Consider the following 15121-nt stretch of genomic DNA (forward strand, 5'->3'; position numbering starts at 1 on the left):
CCAGGTCGAGCCGTTTCCATGTCAGCGCGGTGTCGCCGGTGTCGACGACGACGTGAGTCTGCGGGCCAGGTGCGCCCTTTTTGGGCAGATATGCCGGGACACGCCGAGGAAAGTCTCAGAAGGGCCTAAACGGGACGCCAGTGTCGTGGGTTCCCCGATCATGTGATTGGGTACGGGTACTGGTGTTGCGGGTTGGCAAATTTTTTTCGGTCAGTCCGGGGCAAAGGGTTCTTTTCTGGCGCGTGTCGTCGGGCGTACTCTTGCGGTGACCTAGGTCTCACGGATTAGCGTCTCAACGTGAACCCGAATCTGGGCCGCGCGAGCCGGTAATGGCCCGGACGCGCAAGCCTGTCGTCGAAGTGCGGCGCAGCCAGCGCCGTCGCCGCACGGTGTCCGCCTATCGCGACGGTGAGCGCGTCGTCGTGCTCATCCCCGACCGGTTCTCCCGCGCCGAGGAGACCGAATGGGTGGAGCGCATGCTCGCCCGGCTCGCCGCCCGCGAGGAACGCATCCAGCGCACGGACAACGAGCTGGCCCAGCGCGCCACCCGCCTGACCGCCCGGTACCTCGCCGACCACGCGGCCCGGGTGACGCCGGCCAGCGTCCGGTGGGTGACCAACCAGAACGGCCGCTGGGGGTCCTGTACCCCCGACGACGGCACCATCCGCATCTCGCACCGCATCCAGGAGATGCCGGACTGGGTCATCGACTACGTGCTGCTGCACGAGCTGGCCCATCTGGTCGTGCCGAGCCACAGTGCGCGGTTCTGGGAACTGGTGAACCGGTACCCGAAGGCGGAACGGGCCCGCGGCTACCTGGAGGGCATCTCGGCGGCAACGGGCCTCGTGCTGGCCGACTGAGTCGGAGTGCACCTCCGCCCTCGAGACCCGGGCGTATCTCCGCGGTGGCGGGCGCCGGCGGCGCGGAACCGGCGTCATGGGTAGGTTAGGGACGTGCGGCGGGTGGTGGTGGCGCTTCTGGTGCCCGTGACGTGGAGCCCGCCCGGGGTCGACCTCGAGGCGTGGCGGGCCGCGTTGGCCGAAGACGTCGTCGATCTGCTGGCCATGCTGGCGCAGGCCGACCCGGCGATCGCGGCCACCCCGGCGGACCGCGCGCTGGCCGAGCGGATCGCCTGGCCGGGCATGCGGATCTACGAGGTGCCGGCGGCCACCGTGCGGCCGGTGCTGGAGGCCGCCGCCGCGGACCGGTACGACCAGGCCGCGGTGATCGCCTCGGATGCCGCCGACGTGCCCGGCATGGTGCTCGGCAAGCTGCTGCGGCCGCTCACCAGCAAGCCGGTCGCGGTCGCGCCGGGCGGACCGGGCGGCGGCCTGCTGGGCGTGGCGACCCGCCTGCCCGCGCCGGACTGGCTGGGCGACCACGACCTGGACACGGCGTCACCCACGTCGCTGCGCCGGACCGCACCGGAGCCGCGCGAGGTCGAGTCGACCGCGGAGTGGCGGCGGCTGCGCGGACCGGCGGATCTGGCCACGCTCGACCCCGCCCTCGAAGGGTGGGACGCCACCCGCGCACTGCTGGGTGGCTGACCGCATCGAACCAGCTCAGGCCGACGGCGAGCGGCGGACCGAACCCACCAGCTCAGGCCTACGGCGAGCGGCGGACCGAATCCACCAGCTCAGGCCGACGGCGAGCGGCGGACCGAACCCACCAGCTCAGGCCGGCGGCGGGCCGGCCCGCGGACGGGCCGGCCCAGGTGAGGGCCGTCTAGCTCTGCGGCCCGCCGTCCTCTTTGCCGAGGTTGTCCAGCTCGGAGATGTCCCAGTCCGACCGGGCCTGCGCGAACCCCTGCGGGTTGGCGAAGTCCTCGTCCGTCGGCAGCAGGTCGGGGTGCTCCCAGAGCGCGTCCCGCCCGGGCACGCCGCGGTGTTCGGTCACCGCGGCCCACAGCGCCGCCGCCTCGCGCAGCTTGCGCGGCCGCAGCTCCAGGCCGACCAGGGCGGCGAACGTCTGCTCGGCGGGACCGCCCGCACCCCGGCGGCGGCGGAACGCCTCGCCGAGCGCGACCACCGACGGCAACCGGTCGCCGGCGGCGGTGTCCACCACGTGCCCGACCCAGCCCTCGATCAGCGCCAGCGCCGTCTCGAGCCGCGCCAGACTGGCCTTCTGCTGCGGGGTGTCCTCCGGCGTGAAGATGCCTTCCAGCGCCATCGCCTGCATGGACTCGGGGTCGGACGGGTCGACGCGGCTCATCGCGTCCTCGATGGCCTCGCGGTTGACGGTGATGCCGTTGGCGTACGTCTCCACCGCGTTCAGCACGTGGGCACGCAGCCACGGGACGTGCTCGAACAGGCGCTGGTGTGCCGCCTCGCGCAGCGCCACGTACAGCCGGACCTGGTCCTCGGGCAGTTCCAGGCCTTCGCCGTACCCCTTGATGTTGGCGGGGATCAACGCGGCCGTGCCGGCCGGGCCGAGCGGGAGGCCGATGTCGCCGGCCGAGAGCACCTCCGCGGCCAGCTGGCCGAGCGCCTGGCCGAGCTGGCCGCCGAACAGCGCGCCGCCGAGCGTGGCGACCATCGACTGCATCGGGCCGAGCTGGGCGCGGGCCTCCTCGGGCACGAGGTCACCCATCGCGCCGACCATGCGGCCGGCGATCGGGTCGCAGAGCTTCTTCCACACGTCGAGCGTGTTGTAGATCCACTCATTACGGTTCCACGCGGTCGCGGTGCGGATGCCGCTGGGTAGCGCGGAGGCGGGGTCGAGCCAGAGGTCGGCGAGCCGGAGCGACTCCTCGACCTGGTTGCGCTCGACGATGGTCACCGCCGGGTCGCCGGTCCCGGTCAGCTGGCTGGCCGCCACCTGCCGGGCCAGGTCCCAGTTGACCGGGCCGCTGCCCGGTGCGGCGAACATCTGCTGCAGCTGGGCCATGAACTGCTGCATCTGCTGCGGGTCGGAGGGGTCGGGCGGCTGTGCGCCCGGCAGGGAGAAGCCGAACGGGATATCAGGCACGGCTCAACCGTACGCGGGAAACGCCCCCGAAGCGCCGATGCCGGTGTCAGCTCAGAGAGAACTCAGGGTAGGTGGGTACGCTCACGCGCATGAGACGTCGCGGTGTCACGGTCATCCTCGGCGCCCTGATCACCGCGCTGCTAGCCGTCGGGGTCATGGCCGCTCCCATGCCGTACGTCGTGCTGAAGCCCGGTCCGACCGTCGACACGCTCGGTTCGGACAACGGCAAAGAAGTGATCCAGGTGACCCGGACCGACACGTCGAAGTCCGCCGGCCAGCTCCGGCTCACCACCGTAGGGGTGCAGAACGACGTCGAACTGGTCTGGGCGATCCGGGGCTGGTTCAGCGACCAGCAGGCGGTGGTGCCGCGGGACGTGATCTACCCGCCGGACCAGACCGAGAAGCAGGTCGAGGAGCAGAACGAGCAGGAGTTCCAGGTGTCGCAGACCAGCGCGGAGACGGTCGCGCTGCGCGAGCTGGGCTACCCGGTGCAGACGTTCGTGGCCGAGGTGACGGCGGGCGGCGCGTCGGACGGCAAGCTGGCCAAGGACGACGTGGTCAGCACGGTCGACGGCACCGCGGTGACCAGCCCGCAGAAGCTCACCGAGCTGATCCAGGCCAAACCGGCCGGCACCACGCTGACCGTGGGGTACACCCGGGACGGCAAGCCGGGCACCGCGCGGATCACCAGCAAGGACGACGGCGGCACCCCGCGGATCGGCGTGCAGATCGACCGGCGGCAGCCGCACCCGTTCGACGTGAAGATCGACCTCGGGGAGATCGGCGGGCCGAGCGCCGGCCTGATGTTCACGCTCGGCATCATCGACAAGGTCCGGCCGCAGGACCTCACCGGCGGCAAGATCATCGCGGGCACCGGCACGATCGACGACGAGGGTACGGTCGGCCCGATCGGTGGCATCCCGCAGAAGCTGGTCGGCGCCAAGGCCGCCGGGGCCCAGCTGTTCCTGGTGCCGGCCGACAACTGCGCCGAGGCGCTCCGCAACGCCGTCCCGGGCCTGCCGATGGCGCGGGTGGGCAGCGTGGACGACGCCCTCCGGGCACTCCAGGCATTCACCACCGGCGGCACTGCGGTGCCATGCTCGTAACGACTCGTGCAACCGCCCGCGGGGCAGCACGCCATAATGTGAAACTCCGCCAAGTGTTCGGAGCCTACGTTGGTCATGCGTAACAGTCCTCTGCCGAGGATGAGCCGGCGCGGTCGCGTCACGGTCGGCGTCCTGGTCGGGGTCTTCCTTCTTTTCTCGCTGCTCGGCTGGGGCATCGACAAGTACACCGACCTGCTCTGGTACCGCGAGGTCGACTACGCCAATGTCTTCACCGGCATGCTGGTCACCCGGCTGCTGCTGTTCGTGGTGGTCGGCCTGCTGATGGCGCTGGTGGTCGCCGGCAACCTCTACCTGGCGTACCGTCTGCGGCCGCTGTTGCGGCCGCACTCGGCGGAGCAGGCCACGCTGGAGCGGTACCGGATGGTCATCGCGCCCCGCCTGGGCACCTGGATCGCGTCGATCGCCGTGGTGATCGGGTTCTTCGCCGGGTTGAGCGCGCAGAACCGCTGGCGGGACTGGCTGCTGTTCCAGAACGCCCAGCCGTTCGGCGTCGAGGACCCCGAGTTCAAGGTGGACGTCGGCTTCTACGTCTTCGAGTACCCGCTCTGGCGGTACGTGCTGGGCGTCGGCTTCACCGCCGTGGTGCTGTCGGTCCTCGGTGCGCTGGCGGTGCACTACATCTTCGGCGGTGTCCGGCTGCAGGGCGTCGGCGACCGGATGACGTCCGCGGCGCGCGCCCACCTGACCTCGCTGGTCGCGGTGTTCGTGCTGCTGAAGGCCGTGGCCTACATCCTGGACCAGCGGGCCCTGCTGCTCGAGCAGCACGTCTCACCGGGCCTGTACGGCGCCGGGTACACCGACGTCAACGCGTTGCTGCCGGCCAAGGAGATCCTGGTCTACATCTCGATCGTGGTGGCGATCGCCATCGTGGTCTTCTCCAACGCCTTCATGCGCAACCTGGTCTGGCCGGGCGTCTCGCTGGCGCTGCTGGCCATCTCGGCGGTCGCGATCGGCGGCATCTACCCGCTCGCGGTGCAGAACTTCACGGTCCAGCCCAGCCTCGCCGACAAGGAGGCGCCGTACATCGAGCGGTCGATCAAGGCCACCCGTGCGGCGTTCGGCCTGGACGTCGCGGAGATGCGCCCCTACGCGGCGTCGAACACGGTGCCGCCGGGGACGCTGGCGACCGACGCCAACGCGCAGAATGTCCGGCTGATCGACCCGCAGCTGGTGTCCGAGGCGTTCACCCAGCAGCAGCAGGTCCGCGGCTTCTACGACTTCGGGCCCAAGCTGGACGTGGACCGGTACACGGTGGGCGGCGCTTCCAAGGACTACGTGGTCGGCGTCCGCGAGATCAACGACAGCGCGCTCACCACGCAGCAGCAGAACTGGATCAACCGGCACACCACCTTCACCCACGGGTACGGCCTTGTCGCGGCGCCCGCCAACCAGGTGGTCTGCGGCGGCCTGCCGTACTTCGTCTCCGGCTTCCTCGGCGACGACCAGCAGCCCGGCTGTGCGTCGGAGGACGAGGAGATCCGGGTCGCGCAGCCCCGCATCTACTACGGCGAGCAGTCCACCGAGTACGCGATCGTCGGCCAGGAGGACCCCAACCGCAAGGTGGAGTTCGACCGCCCGCAGCCGAACGACAAGAACGCCGAGGAGCGCTACACGTACACCGGCGAGGGCGGCGTGCCGATCGGCTCGTTCTTCCGCCGGCTGGTGTTCGCGATCAAGAACACGGAGAGCAACTTCCTGCTCTCCGACGCGGTCAACTCGGAGTCCCGCCTGATGTACGTCCGGGACCCGCGCTCCCGGGTGGCCAAGGTGGCGCCGTTCCTCACCATCGACGGCGACCCGTACCCGGCCGTGGTGGACGGCAAGATCCAGTGGATTCTGGACGGCTACACCACCTCCGCGACGTATCCGTACTCGCAGCGGGTCAACCTGCAGCAGGAGACCCGCGACGAGACCACCAACCAGGGCACGTTCGCGCTGGCCCGGGACAACGTCAACTACATGCGCAACTCGGTCAAGGCCACCGTCGACGCGTACGACGGCACGGTCAAGCTGTACGAGTTCGACGACCAGGACCCGATCCTCAAGGCCTGGAACGCGGCGTTCGGCGGCGACCTGGTCGTGCCCAAGGCGGAGACGCCGGCGTCACTGGCCGAGCACTTCCGCTACCCGGCCGACATGTTCAAGGTGCAGCGCAACCTGCTCTCCCGGTTCCACGTCACCAACCCGGCCGAGTACTTCTCCGGCCAGGACTTCTGGCAGGTGCCGAACGACCCGGACGCGCCGCAGGAGGGCATCAAGCAGCCGCCGTTCTACCTGAACGTGCAGCTGCCCGGCCAGGAAAAGGCGCGTTTCCAGCTGACGTCCGCGGTGACGCCGAGCAACCGGGACAACCTCGCGGCGCTGATCTCCGGTTCGTACGTGGACGGCAAGCCGAAGCTCGAGGTGCTGGAGCTACCCGACCAGACGGTCACCCAGGGCCCGGTCCAGGTGCATCAACGCATGACCAACAACGCGACGGTACGGTCCGAACTGACGCTGCTGTCCAACAGCAACCAGTCCCAGGTGCTCTACGGCAACCTGATCTCCCTGCCGGTCGGCAACGGCATGCTGTACGTCGAGCCGGTGTACGTCAAGGGCAGCCAGGAGAACGCCGTCCCGCTGCTGCAGAAGGTGCTGCTCTCCTACGGTGACGGCGGTACCTACGTGGTGCTGGCCAACAACCTCAAGGAGGGCCTGGACAACCTGGTCGCCCAGGGCAAGGCGGCCGGCGCCAACACCGGGAACAACAACCCGCCGGCCGGCGGCAACAACCCGCCACCGGCCGACAACCGGCCACCTCCGGTGGTACCCGGTCAGCTGGCCCAGGCGGCCGCGGACGTGGACAAGGCGATCGGGGACCTGAAGGCGGCGCAGCGGGCCAACGACTTCGTCAAGGAGGGGCAGGCCATGCAGGCCCTGGACCAGGCGATGACCCGGTTCCAGGACGCACAGCGGGCCGCGGGCGCCACCTCGGCGCCCACACCGGCGCCGTCCGGCAGCGCGCCGCCGAACCCCGCACCGAGTCCCAGCGGCTGACGTTTCCCCAGGTGGCCCGCCCTCCGGGGCGGGCCACGGGGGGTCGTTTTGCAGCCCGCGGGACGGGTGCGCTACTGTTTACCAAGCAACGCCGCAAGGGGTTGCAGGCAGCGCGGGGTGGAGCAGCTCGGTAGCTCGCTGGGCTCATAACCCAGAGGTCGCAGGTTCAAATCCTGTCCCCGCTACCAAGGATGACGCCCCCTCAGAGATTCTCTGAGGGGGCGTCTTCGTGTCCCGTGAACCGTTCCGGTCCGGAGCTCGTTATGGGGGGTCATCAGCCGTCCCCGGCGAAACGAGCAAACAACGATGTACTCCCATCACGGGTATCACCCGTGGCCGGCGCCGCCCGCCGCGCCACGCCCCATCGACCGGGCAACCTGGCAGGACGTGCACGCGAAGCTGGACCGTTCCGAGTTCGCCCGGCAGCTGCGGGACTCGATCGTCGGCCGGCCGGGTCCGTACCAGGGCATGGAAATTCCCCTGTTCTGGTCGGAGGGCGGCTCCCGCTCGAACATGGGCGCCGTCTACCTGGACGCCCGGGTGTCGCCGGAGGACCGAGCGCTCGAGGCGATCCACGAGATGGCCCACGTGCAATCGTTCCGGAGGGGCGCCACCGCCGACCTGGTCCGCGAGAACCGGCCCGGGCTGCCGCCGGACGCGTTCGTGCACATCCACATCGCCGACGAGGCCCGCTCGATCATGGCCGAGGCGACCTACCTCTGGGACGCGGACCCCGGGCGGCTCGACACGCACTGGGCGTACCCGAAGCTGATCGCCGAGTTGAAGGCCAAGCCGAACGCGAAGGAACTGCTCGAGCAGCGGGACGTCTTCAAGGCGGAGGCGTTCAAGTGGGCGTGGCGGAACCTCTACGAGGCGGGCTGGGTCGCCGGTGCCACCGGGGAAACCTATCCCCAGCAGGCCTGGACACACTTCCACAAGGTGCACGGGATGGCCGTGCCGCCGCTGCCCCCCGCCCTCCGGACGGCCCCGCCGATTCCGGACTATGTCATAGCGCCCCCCGCGGCGAAGTCGCCGAACGCTCTGTCCCTGGACGAGGCGCTGAGCCGGCACATCGCCCGGGCGATGGGTCTTCCGCCGGCACCGGTGCCCAGAGCGCTGACGACCGCGGCGTGGGGAGGCAGTGGGCGAGCCGACGACGTCGACCTCGGCCGGCTGGCCGCGAGACTGGACGGGGTGAACCTCGGCCGGAACACGCGGGCGGACGACGGGAACTACAGCAAGAGATGGATGACCGACCGGTTCACCACGAAGCGCGGGGGGCCGCGCGCCTGACGGCCGTTATCGTCTCGTGACCTGGCCGTCAGAACCGGAGCGTGGTCCTCGGCATCGCACCAGAGGACGGGAGCCACACGCGACGAAGGGACACGAGGTGCGAACGATTGCTGTCACGGGGGCGGTCATCAGCGTGGTGCTGATCACCGGATGCGGTACGGGCGGGGAGCCGGCGGCGGGGGATACGGCGCCGGCCGGCGAGCGGCCCGCCGCCTCGGCATCTCTGGGCCCGGCCCGCTCCGCGCCGGCCACGACCGGGCCGGGGCGGAGCGCGCCGGTCTCGGTCCGGTCGGCTTCGGAGCGGCCGGCCACGTCCGGTCCGGTGCGTACGAGCAGCGCGCGGCGGGTGCTGGGGCCGGACGGCCTGGGCCCGCTGAAGCTGGGCATGAGCCGCAAGCAGGCGAAGGCGACCGGCATGCTCCAGGGATACCGGGTCGCCGACTATCCGGCCCGCTGCGGCGTCTCGAAGGTGCGTGGCTCGAAGAACGCGACGGTCATGATCGATCCCAGCCGGGGCGTCTCCTACCTCGCCCTGTACGGCACCGTGCGCACGCCGCGGGGAGTCCGGCTCGGCAGCTCGCTGAGTGCGGTCCGGAAGGCGTACCCGGGCTTCGCCTTCGTCCTGGGTGACAGCGACGCCGGGGAGGGTGCGGTGCGGGTGCCGGGCAACCGCGGTGCGCGATATGTCATCGACATCAAGGATGGCAAGGTCAGCCACCTGGCGCTGAGTTCCGCCGAGCAGAGGTGCATCGACTGACGGTCAGGACCGGCGCAGGGTACGGAGCACCTCGTCGGTGCGGTCGGTGCCGCCGGCCTGCTTGATCTGGACGTAGACGCCGTCGAGCACCACCTCGCTGTACGAGACGGCGGTCCCGCCGCAGCTCGTCCACCGCCGCATCCGGGCGGTCGACCCGGCCACGGTGACCGGGCGGTCGGGCTGCCGGCGGCACCCCCCGTGGGTCGGCGGGCGCAGCGTGGAATCGCCGTCCGCCAGCGCGGGGCTCTCCCCGGCGAACACGCCCGGGCGGGCGTGCAGTGGGTCGCCCCAGGACCCGAGGTCCGCACCGACGAGCAGGCCGGGCCGGCGACCGGAGGGAAGCCCGACGGTCGCCGGGTCCCAGCCGGTGCTGCGCACCTGTTCGGCCCAGTCGCGCGGCACCGCGAGGGACAGCGTTCCCGAGGAGTCCGCGACCCGGGTCCACCCGGCCGCCTCCGAGGATCCGCCGAGAGCGACGAGCATCGCCAGCACCGCCACGGAACCCGCCGTCCGCGACAACGCTCGGTGCAGCCGACTGCGGCCGGGCCGGCTGACGGCGGCGGCGCGCAGGGCCGTGGCGTACCGGTCCGCGGTCGGCCAGCGCCGCTGCCGGTCCCGTTCGAGAGCCTGGAGGACGATGTGATCCACCTGCCGCGGGATGCCGGGGCGTACCTTCGACGGCGGTGCCGGCGGCATACCGGTGCGGCCCTCCCGCGACCCGGGGGGACGCCCCGTGAGCATGTGATAGGTGAGCGCGCCGAGGGCGTGGACGTCGGTCCGTACGTCGATGCCGCCGCCCGGCACCGACTGCTCGGGCGCCATGTAGCCGGGGGTGCCGGCGACCACCGTGAAGCCGGAGGCGTGCGCGATCGTCTTGGCGAGTCCCAGGTCCGCGACCAGCACGCGCCGGCTTCCCCGGACCGTGCTGAAGAGGACGTTGGACGGTTTCAGGTCCCGGTGCAGGACACCGGCCTGGTGCAGCACCGACACCGCCTCGGCGATGTCCGCGGCGGTGCGCAACGCGGCCCGGACCGGCATCGGGCCGTCGGCGAGCCGCTCGGCCAGCGTCCCGCCGTCCGCGTAGGTCATCACCTGGTACGGCCGGCCGTCCGGCAGTTCGCCGAAGTCGTGCACCCGCACCAGCCGTTCCGAGTCGGCCAGGCGCAGCAGCTGCGCCTCCTGCTCGAAGCGGGCACGCACATCGGGGTGGTGCGCCCAGTTGTCGGCCAGCACCTTGATCGCCACGGGCGAGTCCAGGACATCGTCCTCGGCGAGCCAGACGGTGGCGAACGCGCCGGATCCCAGCCGCCGGAGGACACGGTAGCGGCCGATCTCGGCGGGCATCGACACGTTCGTATTATTCATCAGCCGCGCGGCGGACGACGGGGGCGGGCATGCGGAACGACCAGCACGAGGATCTGGCGCACCGGGCGGCGGCGGGGGACGACACGGCGCTGCACGCGCTGCTCGCCGCCATCCGGCCCGGCGTGCTCCGCCGGTGTGCGCGATTCCTGCCCTGCCCGCAGGACGCGGAGGAGAGTTGCCAGGACGTGCTGCTCCAGGTGGCCCGCAACATCCACCGGTTCGAGGGGCGATCACGGTTCTCGACGTGGCTGCACGTGATCGTCGCGAACAGCGCCCGGCAGACGTACCGGTCGTTGAAGCGCCGGGCCGCGGAGCAGGCCTACGCCGCGCCGCCGGTGGAACCGGCCGACGCGCGGACCACCAGCGTCATCGCGGGTTCCCGCCTGGACCTGCTGGACGCGCTGGAACGCCTGGAGGCGCACCGGGCGGAGTGGGTGGCGCCGATGGTGCTGCGGGACATCTGCCAGCTGGACTACCGGGAGATCGCCGAGCACCTGGGCATCCCGGAGGGCACCGTCAAGTCCCGCATCCATCAGGCTCGCGTCCACGTCCGCGGCAGCCTCACGCGGGGCCTGTGACGCCGGGTCAGCGTGCCGGCGGGCCGAGGACGACGGTCACCCGGGCGCCGCCGGACTCGCCGCGCTCGAAGGTGAGGGTGCCGCCCGACGCCGCGGCCGCCTGCCGGGCGATGTCCAGGCCGAGCCCGGACGAGCCGGCGCCGCTGACGCCCCGGCGGGTGCCGTCGAGGGGCCCCGGGCCGGGTCCGCGGTCGGCGACGACGAGCAGCGCGCCGCCGCCGTCCCGCGCGCTCAGCCGCACCGAGAACGGGGTGCCGTCGGGGGTGTGCGCGAACACGTTGCCGAGCAGCGCGTCGGCGCACGCCGTCAGGGTGGCGGCGGGCACGTCGACCGGCAGCGGCCCGGGGGCCACCGCCACGTCCATCGGGCGCTGCTGGTCCTCGGCGAGCACCGCCCAGAACGCGGCCCGGGCGGCGATGACCTGGGCCGCGTCGGCCGGCTCACCGCCCGGCGCGGGTACGCCGCCGGAGCCGCCCGATCGGCGGGTGTTCTCGATGACCCGGGTCAGCGCGTGGTCCAGTTCCGCGATCTGGTCCTCGATCCGGGCGGTCTCCTCCCGGTCGGACAGCGTGGCGGCCTCCAGCCGGAGCGCGGTGAGCGGAGTCCGCAGCTGATGCGACAGGTCCGCGGCCGATTCCCGTTCGGCGTCCAGCAGGTCCCGGATCTGGCCCGCGAGGTGATTGAGGGCCAGGCCGACGGCGTTGATCTCGGCGATGTCCGACGGGGCGATCCGGGCGTCGAGTTCACCGGTCGCGAGTCGGTCCGACAGCCGCGCCAGGTCGCGGATCGGACGTACCAGGGAAGCCGCGAGCCGGTCCGCCACCAGAACCCCGACGACCAGCAGGCCGGCACCGGCGAGCGCGAGCAGCAGGGCGGCCCGCGCCACGCCCCGGGTCAGTTCGGCGTCCGGCACGAAGGTCCGGATCACCGCGGTGCCGGCCGGGAGACCCTGCACGGCGACCACGATCTCCCGTCCCGCCGGCTGGGCGACGGAGAAGCTGTCGCCCTGGCCGGCCAGCCGGACCGCGGGGGTCACCGCGGCGGGGGCGCCCACCACGGTGCCGTCGGGCAGGAAAACGGTCAGCGGGAACGTCGTCCCGGCGTTCGCCCGCTCGATGCCCAGCCGCAACGTGGCCGTGTCGCTCGTGGCGACCAGGACGCTCAGCGACTGGGCCTCCTCCACCGCCCGGCTGACCGCCCGGTCCGCGGTGGTCCGCCGGACCAGGAGGGCCAGCGGCACCACGAACGAGACGAGGACCAGCGCCATGGTCGCGGTGACGAGCACGGCGATGCGGCGCCTCACGGGGTGCTCAGCCGGACACCCACGCGCCGCACGGTGTGCAGGTACCGCGGCTCCTGCGCGGTCTCGCCGAGCTTGCGGCGCAGCCAGGAGAGATGCACGTCGACGGTCTTGTCGGCACGGTGGTAGGGCAGCCGCCACACCTCGGTCAGCAGTTCCCGCTTGCTGACCACCTCACCGGCCCGGGCGGCGAGGTAGTAGAGCAGGTCGAACTCCCGGGGCGCGAGATCGAGCGGCGCGCCGTCCAGAGTGGACTGCCGGGAGCGGGGATCGATGCGCAGACCACCGACGGCGACCGCGGTGTCGCGTTCCCCGGCCGGCGCGGCCGCCCCGAGACGGCGCAGGACCGCCCGGATCCGCGCGTCGATCTGGTCGGCGCCGTAGGGCTTCACGACGTAGTCGTCGGCGCCGGCGTCCAGCGCCTGGACGATCTCGTGTTCCGAGCGGCGGGCCGTGACCACGATCACCGGGACCTGGCTGACCGCCCGCAGCATCCGCAGCATCTCGCGACCGTCCGCGTCGGGCAGGCCGAGATCCAGCAGCAGGACGTCCGGTTTCTCGGCCGTGGCCAGCCGCAGCCCGTCCATCGCGGTCGCCGCCGACACCACGGTATGGCTACGCTGAGTGAGCGCGCGGACTACTCCGGTGCGGATCGTGGCGTCGTCCTCGACGATCAGGATCTTGGCCATAGCCCTACGTTAACCGCTCCTTATCCCTGCTCTCCAGCATGCTGAGCAGGTGAGACGAAAGCGATGGAGCATTGGGGCAGGCGCGTGGATCGTCGCGGCCGGCCTCACCACGACCCTGGGCGTAGCCGCGGTCAACACGTTGAGTGACGACTTCGCCGGATCGGCGGCGCGGCCGCTGAGCGACTCCGACGTGGCCGCCCGGCTCTCCGCCGCACCTCCGCCGGCCGCGAGCGCGTCGTCGGCGGCCTCGCCCTCCCCCTCGGCGGCACCGACGTCGGCGGCGCCGGTACCGGCCCGGACGACCGCGCCGCCGGCCGCCAAGTCGCGCGCCTTCGGGCACCGCGGCAGCAGCCTGTTCGCCTCCTGCACCGGCGACCAGGCCAAGCTGCTGAGCTGGAGTCCGGCGCAGGGGTACACGGCGAGCCCGATCGAGAAGGGCCCGGCGCGCACCGCGTCCATCCGCTTCGCGCGGAGCAAGGGCGCGAGCTGGGGCCGGCACGGCGGGCCGCCCGCGGTTCGCGTCGAGGTCACCTGTGTCGGCGGTGAGCCGAGGGAGAACGTCCGCCCCGAAGGTTGGGGCCGGTGACCACCGCGGTGCGGCCGGCCGTCGCCGGACCCGCGGCGCCCCTCCGGCGCCCGCCCGCCGCGGCGCCGCGGTGGTGGGCCGACGCCGCGGGGGTGGCGGTCGGTGCCAGCCTCCTGGTGGTGACCGCGTTGTGGGTACGCAACGGCGGCGTGCGGCAGGTGAGTTCCGGTGGTCCTCCGATGGTGTTCGCGGTCGGGCGGCTGGCCGGCCTGCTGGCCTCCGACCTGTTGCTGGTGCAGGTCCTCCTGATGGCCCGGATCCCGGTGCTGGAACGTGCCTTCGGCCAGCCCCGGCTCACCCGGTGGCACCGATGGACCGGCTCGACCTCGTTCCACCTGATGCTGCTGCACCTCCAGTGGACGGTGCTCGGCTCCAGTGCCGCCACCCGGACCGGGTTCTTCGCCGAGCTGGCGCGCCTCGTCAGCTCCGGCGCCGGGATGCTGCTGGCCGCGGTCGGATCCGGGCTGCTGGTCCTGGTGGCGGTGACGTCCGTCCGGGCGGCCCGGCGCCGGTTGAGGTACGAGTCGTGGCACGCGCTGCACCTGTACGCGTACCTCGGGATCGGTCTGGCCCTGCCGCACCAGATCGGGACCGGCACCGAATTCGTCGGCTCGCCGGCGGCACGGGCCTACTGGTGGACGCTGTACGCGCTGGCCGCCGGGGCGGTCGTGGTCTACCGGATCGGAGTGCCGGTCTGGCGCAACCGGCGTCACCGGCTGACCGTCCGCGGCGTGGTCCCGGAGGCGCCCGGGATCACCTCGGTCCACCTCACCGGTCGCCGGCTGGACCGGCTGCCGGTCCGGGCGGGCCAGTACTTCCTCTGGCGTTTCCTGGACGGGCCCGGCTGGACCCGGGCGCACCCGTTCTCGCTGTCGGCCGCGCCGCGCGACGACGGGCTCCGCATCACGGTCCGGGACGTGGGTGACGGCAGCGCCCGGATCGCCCGCCTGCGGCCCGGCACCCGGGTGCTGTTCGAGGGGCCGTTCGGCAAGCTGACCGGCGAGACCTACCCGGGCGGCCCGGTCGTCCTGCTGGCCTGCGGGATCGGCATCACCCCGCTGCTCGCGCTGCTCGGCGAGCTGCCGTACGGCCGGGCGGACGCCACCCTGGTCTATCGGGCCCGCAGCGCGGACGAGGCCGCGTTCGGTGCGGAACTCGGGTGGTTCGCCGAGCACCGCGGGGTGCGGGTCGTGCACCTGATCGGGCCCCGCGCCGGCGACTCGTCCTGGCTGCCCGCCACGCTCGCCGGCCACGGAGACGTGGCCGAACTGCGCCGGATCGCGCCGGACATCGCCCGGGCCCAGGTGTACGTCTGCGGCCCGGAGGCGTGGGCCGGGTCGGTGCGGGCCGCGGCCCGGGCGGCCGGGGTGCCCGACTCCCGCCTGCACACCGAACTGTTCAGCCGATGACATCCGAGGAGGCG

General features: G+C 72.2%; 13 protein-coding genes and 1 tRNA gene. 10 read left to right on the top strand and 4 right to left on the bottom strand.

Features of this window, described 5'->3' with window-relative positions:
• Positions 1 to 329 precede the first annotated feature (329 nt).
• On the top strand, positions 330 to 860 hold the full coding sequence (locus tag LDL48_RS10920; protein ID WP_225254933.1) for a M48 metallopeptidase family protein: 531 nt from the start codon (positions 330 to 332) through the stop codon (positions 858 to 860).
• Between the two features lie 93 nt (positions 861 to 953).
• Positions 954 to 1547 carry a hypothetical protein gene (locus LDL48_RS10925; RefSeq protein WP_225254934.1) on the top strand — a complete coding sequence of 198 codons (594 nt, stop codon included), beginning with the start codon at positions 954 to 956 and terminating at the stop codon, positions 1545 to 1547.
• Between the two features lie 178 nt (positions 1548 to 1725).
• Here the strand turns inward: LDL48_RS10925 and LDL48_RS10930 are convergent, their stop codons facing one another.
• The gene (locus LDL48_RS10930; RefSeq protein ID WP_255627982.1) at positions 1726 to 2898 is read right to left on the bottom strand and encodes a zinc-dependent metalloprotease; all 1173 of its coding nucleotides are present in this window, start codon (positions 2896 to 2898) and stop codon (positions 1726 to 1728) included.
• A gap of 158 nt (positions 2899 to 3056) precedes the next feature.
• Here LDL48_RS10930 and LDL48_RS10935 point away from each other — a divergent pair, with 158 nt between their 5' ends.
• From LDL48_RS10935 to LDL48_RS10955, 5 genes are all read left to right on the top strand, one after another.
• Positions 3057 to 4073: a YlbL family protein gene (locus LDL48_RS10935; RefSeq protein WP_225254936.1), complete on the top strand. Its 1017-nt coding sequence runs from the start codon at positions 3057 to 3059 to the stop codon at positions 4071 to 4073.
• Positions 4074 to 4148: 75 nt separating this feature from the next.
• Positions 4149 to 7130: a UPF0182 family membrane protein gene (locus LDL48_RS10940; RefSeq protein ID WP_225254937.1), complete on the top strand. Its 2982-nt coding sequence runs from the start codon at positions 4149 to 4151 to the stop codon at positions 7128 to 7130.
• Positions 7131 to 7241: 111 nt separating this feature from the next.
• Positions 7242 to 7318 (top strand) — tRNA-Met (locus tag LDL48_RS10945).
• 199 nt (positions 7319 to 7517) lie between these two features.
• Complete coding sequence (locus LDL48_RS10950; protein WP_225254938.1) at positions 7518 to 8423, top strand: hypothetical protein; 906 nt, start codon at positions 7518 to 7520, stop codon at positions 8421 to 8423.
• A 97-nt stretch (positions 8424 to 8520) separates the two neighbouring features.
• Complete coding sequence (locus LDL48_RS10955; protein ID WP_225254939.1) at positions 8521 to 9180, top strand: RAD23 family protein; 660 nt, start codon at positions 8521 to 8523, stop codon at positions 9178 to 9180.
• Positions 9181 to 9183: 3 nt separating this feature from the next.
• On the opposite strand, the gene LDL48_RS10960 is transcribed toward LDL48_RS10955, so the two are convergent.
• Positions 9184 to 10524 carry a serine/threonine-protein kinase gene (locus tag LDL48_RS10960; protein ID WP_225255096.1) on the bottom strand — a complete coding sequence of 447 codons (1341 nt, stop codon included), beginning with the start codon at positions 10522 to 10524 and terminating at the stop codon, positions 9184 to 9186.
• A 50-nt stretch (positions 10525 to 10574) separates the two neighbouring features.
• Between LDL48_RS10960 and LDL48_RS10965 the strand changes: the two genes are divergently transcribed.
• A complete protein-coding gene (locus LDL48_RS10965) occupies positions 10575 to 11123 on the top strand; it encodes an RNA polymerase sigma factor (protein WP_225254940.1) in 549 nt (182 codons plus the stop codon).
• Positions 11124 to 11130: 7 nt separating this feature from the next.
• Here the strand turns inward: LDL48_RS10965 and LDL48_RS10970 are convergent, their stop codons facing one another.
• Both LDL48_RS10970 and LDL48_RS10975 read right to left on the bottom strand, forming a co-directional pair.
• On the bottom strand, positions 11131 to 12426 hold the full coding sequence (locus LDL48_RS10970) for a HAMP domain-containing sensor histidine kinase (RefSeq protein WP_225254941.1): 1296 nt from the start codon (positions 12424 to 12426) through the stop codon (positions 11131 to 11133).
• A complete protein-coding gene (locus tag LDL48_RS10975) occupies positions 12423 to 13112 on the bottom strand; it encodes a response regulator transcription factor (protein WP_225254942.1) in 690 nt (229 codons plus the stop codon). Before LDL48_RS10975 ends, LDL48_RS10970 begins: the two co-directional genes overlap by 4 nt.
• 49 nt (positions 13113 to 13161) lie before the next feature.
• Between LDL48_RS10975 and LDL48_RS10980 the strand changes: the two genes are divergently transcribed.
• Together LDL48_RS10980 and LDL48_RS10985 are read left to right on the top strand one after the other, a co-directional pair.
• Positions 13162 to 13698: a hypothetical protein gene (locus tag LDL48_RS10980; RefSeq protein WP_225254943.1), complete on the top strand. Its 537-nt coding sequence runs from the start codon at positions 13162 to 13164 to the stop codon at positions 13696 to 13698.
• On the top strand, positions 13695 to 15107 hold the full coding sequence (locus LDL48_RS10985) for a ferredoxin reductase family protein (RefSeq protein ID WP_225254944.1): 1413 nt from the start codon (positions 13695 to 13697) through the stop codon (positions 15105 to 15107). The genes LDL48_RS10980 and LDL48_RS10985 overlap by 4 nt, the downstream gene beginning before the upstream one ends.
• Positions 15108 to 15121: the final 14 nt, after the last annotated feature.

It is taken from the genome of Jidongwangia harbinensis (genome assembly GCF_020216025.1).
Lineage (GTDB): Bacteria > Actinomycetota > Actinomycetes > Mycobacteriales > Micromonosporaceae > Actinoplanes > Actinoplanes harbinensis.

Bases quoted from the DNA above. Each gene is read 5' to 3' on its own strand.
- LDL48_RS10920 (WP_225254933.1), top strand. From the start codon at position 330: ATGGCCCGGACGCGCAAGCCTGTCGTCGAAGTGCGGCGCAGCCAGCGC.
- LDL48_RS10930 (WP_255627982.1), bottom strand. From the start codon at position 2,898: ATGCAGCAGTTCATGGCCCAGCTGCAGCAGATGTTCGCCGCACCGGGC.
- LDL48_RS10935 (WP_225254936.1), top strand. From the start codon at position 3,057: ATGAGACGTCGCGGTGTCACGGTCATCCTCGGCGCCCTGATCACCGCG.
- LDL48_RS10940 (WP_225254937.1), top strand. From the start codon at position 4,149: ATGCGTAACAGTCCTCTGCCGAGGATGAGCCGGCGCGGTCGCGTCACG.
- LDL48_RS10960 (WP_225255096.1), bottom strand. From the start codon at position 10,524: ATGCCCGCCGAGATCGGCCGCTACCGTGTCCTCCGGCGGCTGGGATCC.
- LDL48_RS10965 (WP_225254940.1), top strand. From the start codon at position 10,575: ATGCGGAACGACCAGCACGAGGATCTGGCGCACCGGGCGGCGGCGGGG.
- LDL48_RS10975 (WP_225254942.1), bottom strand. From the start codon at position 13,112: ATGGCCAAGATCCTGATCGTCGAGGACGACGCCACGATCCGCACCGGA.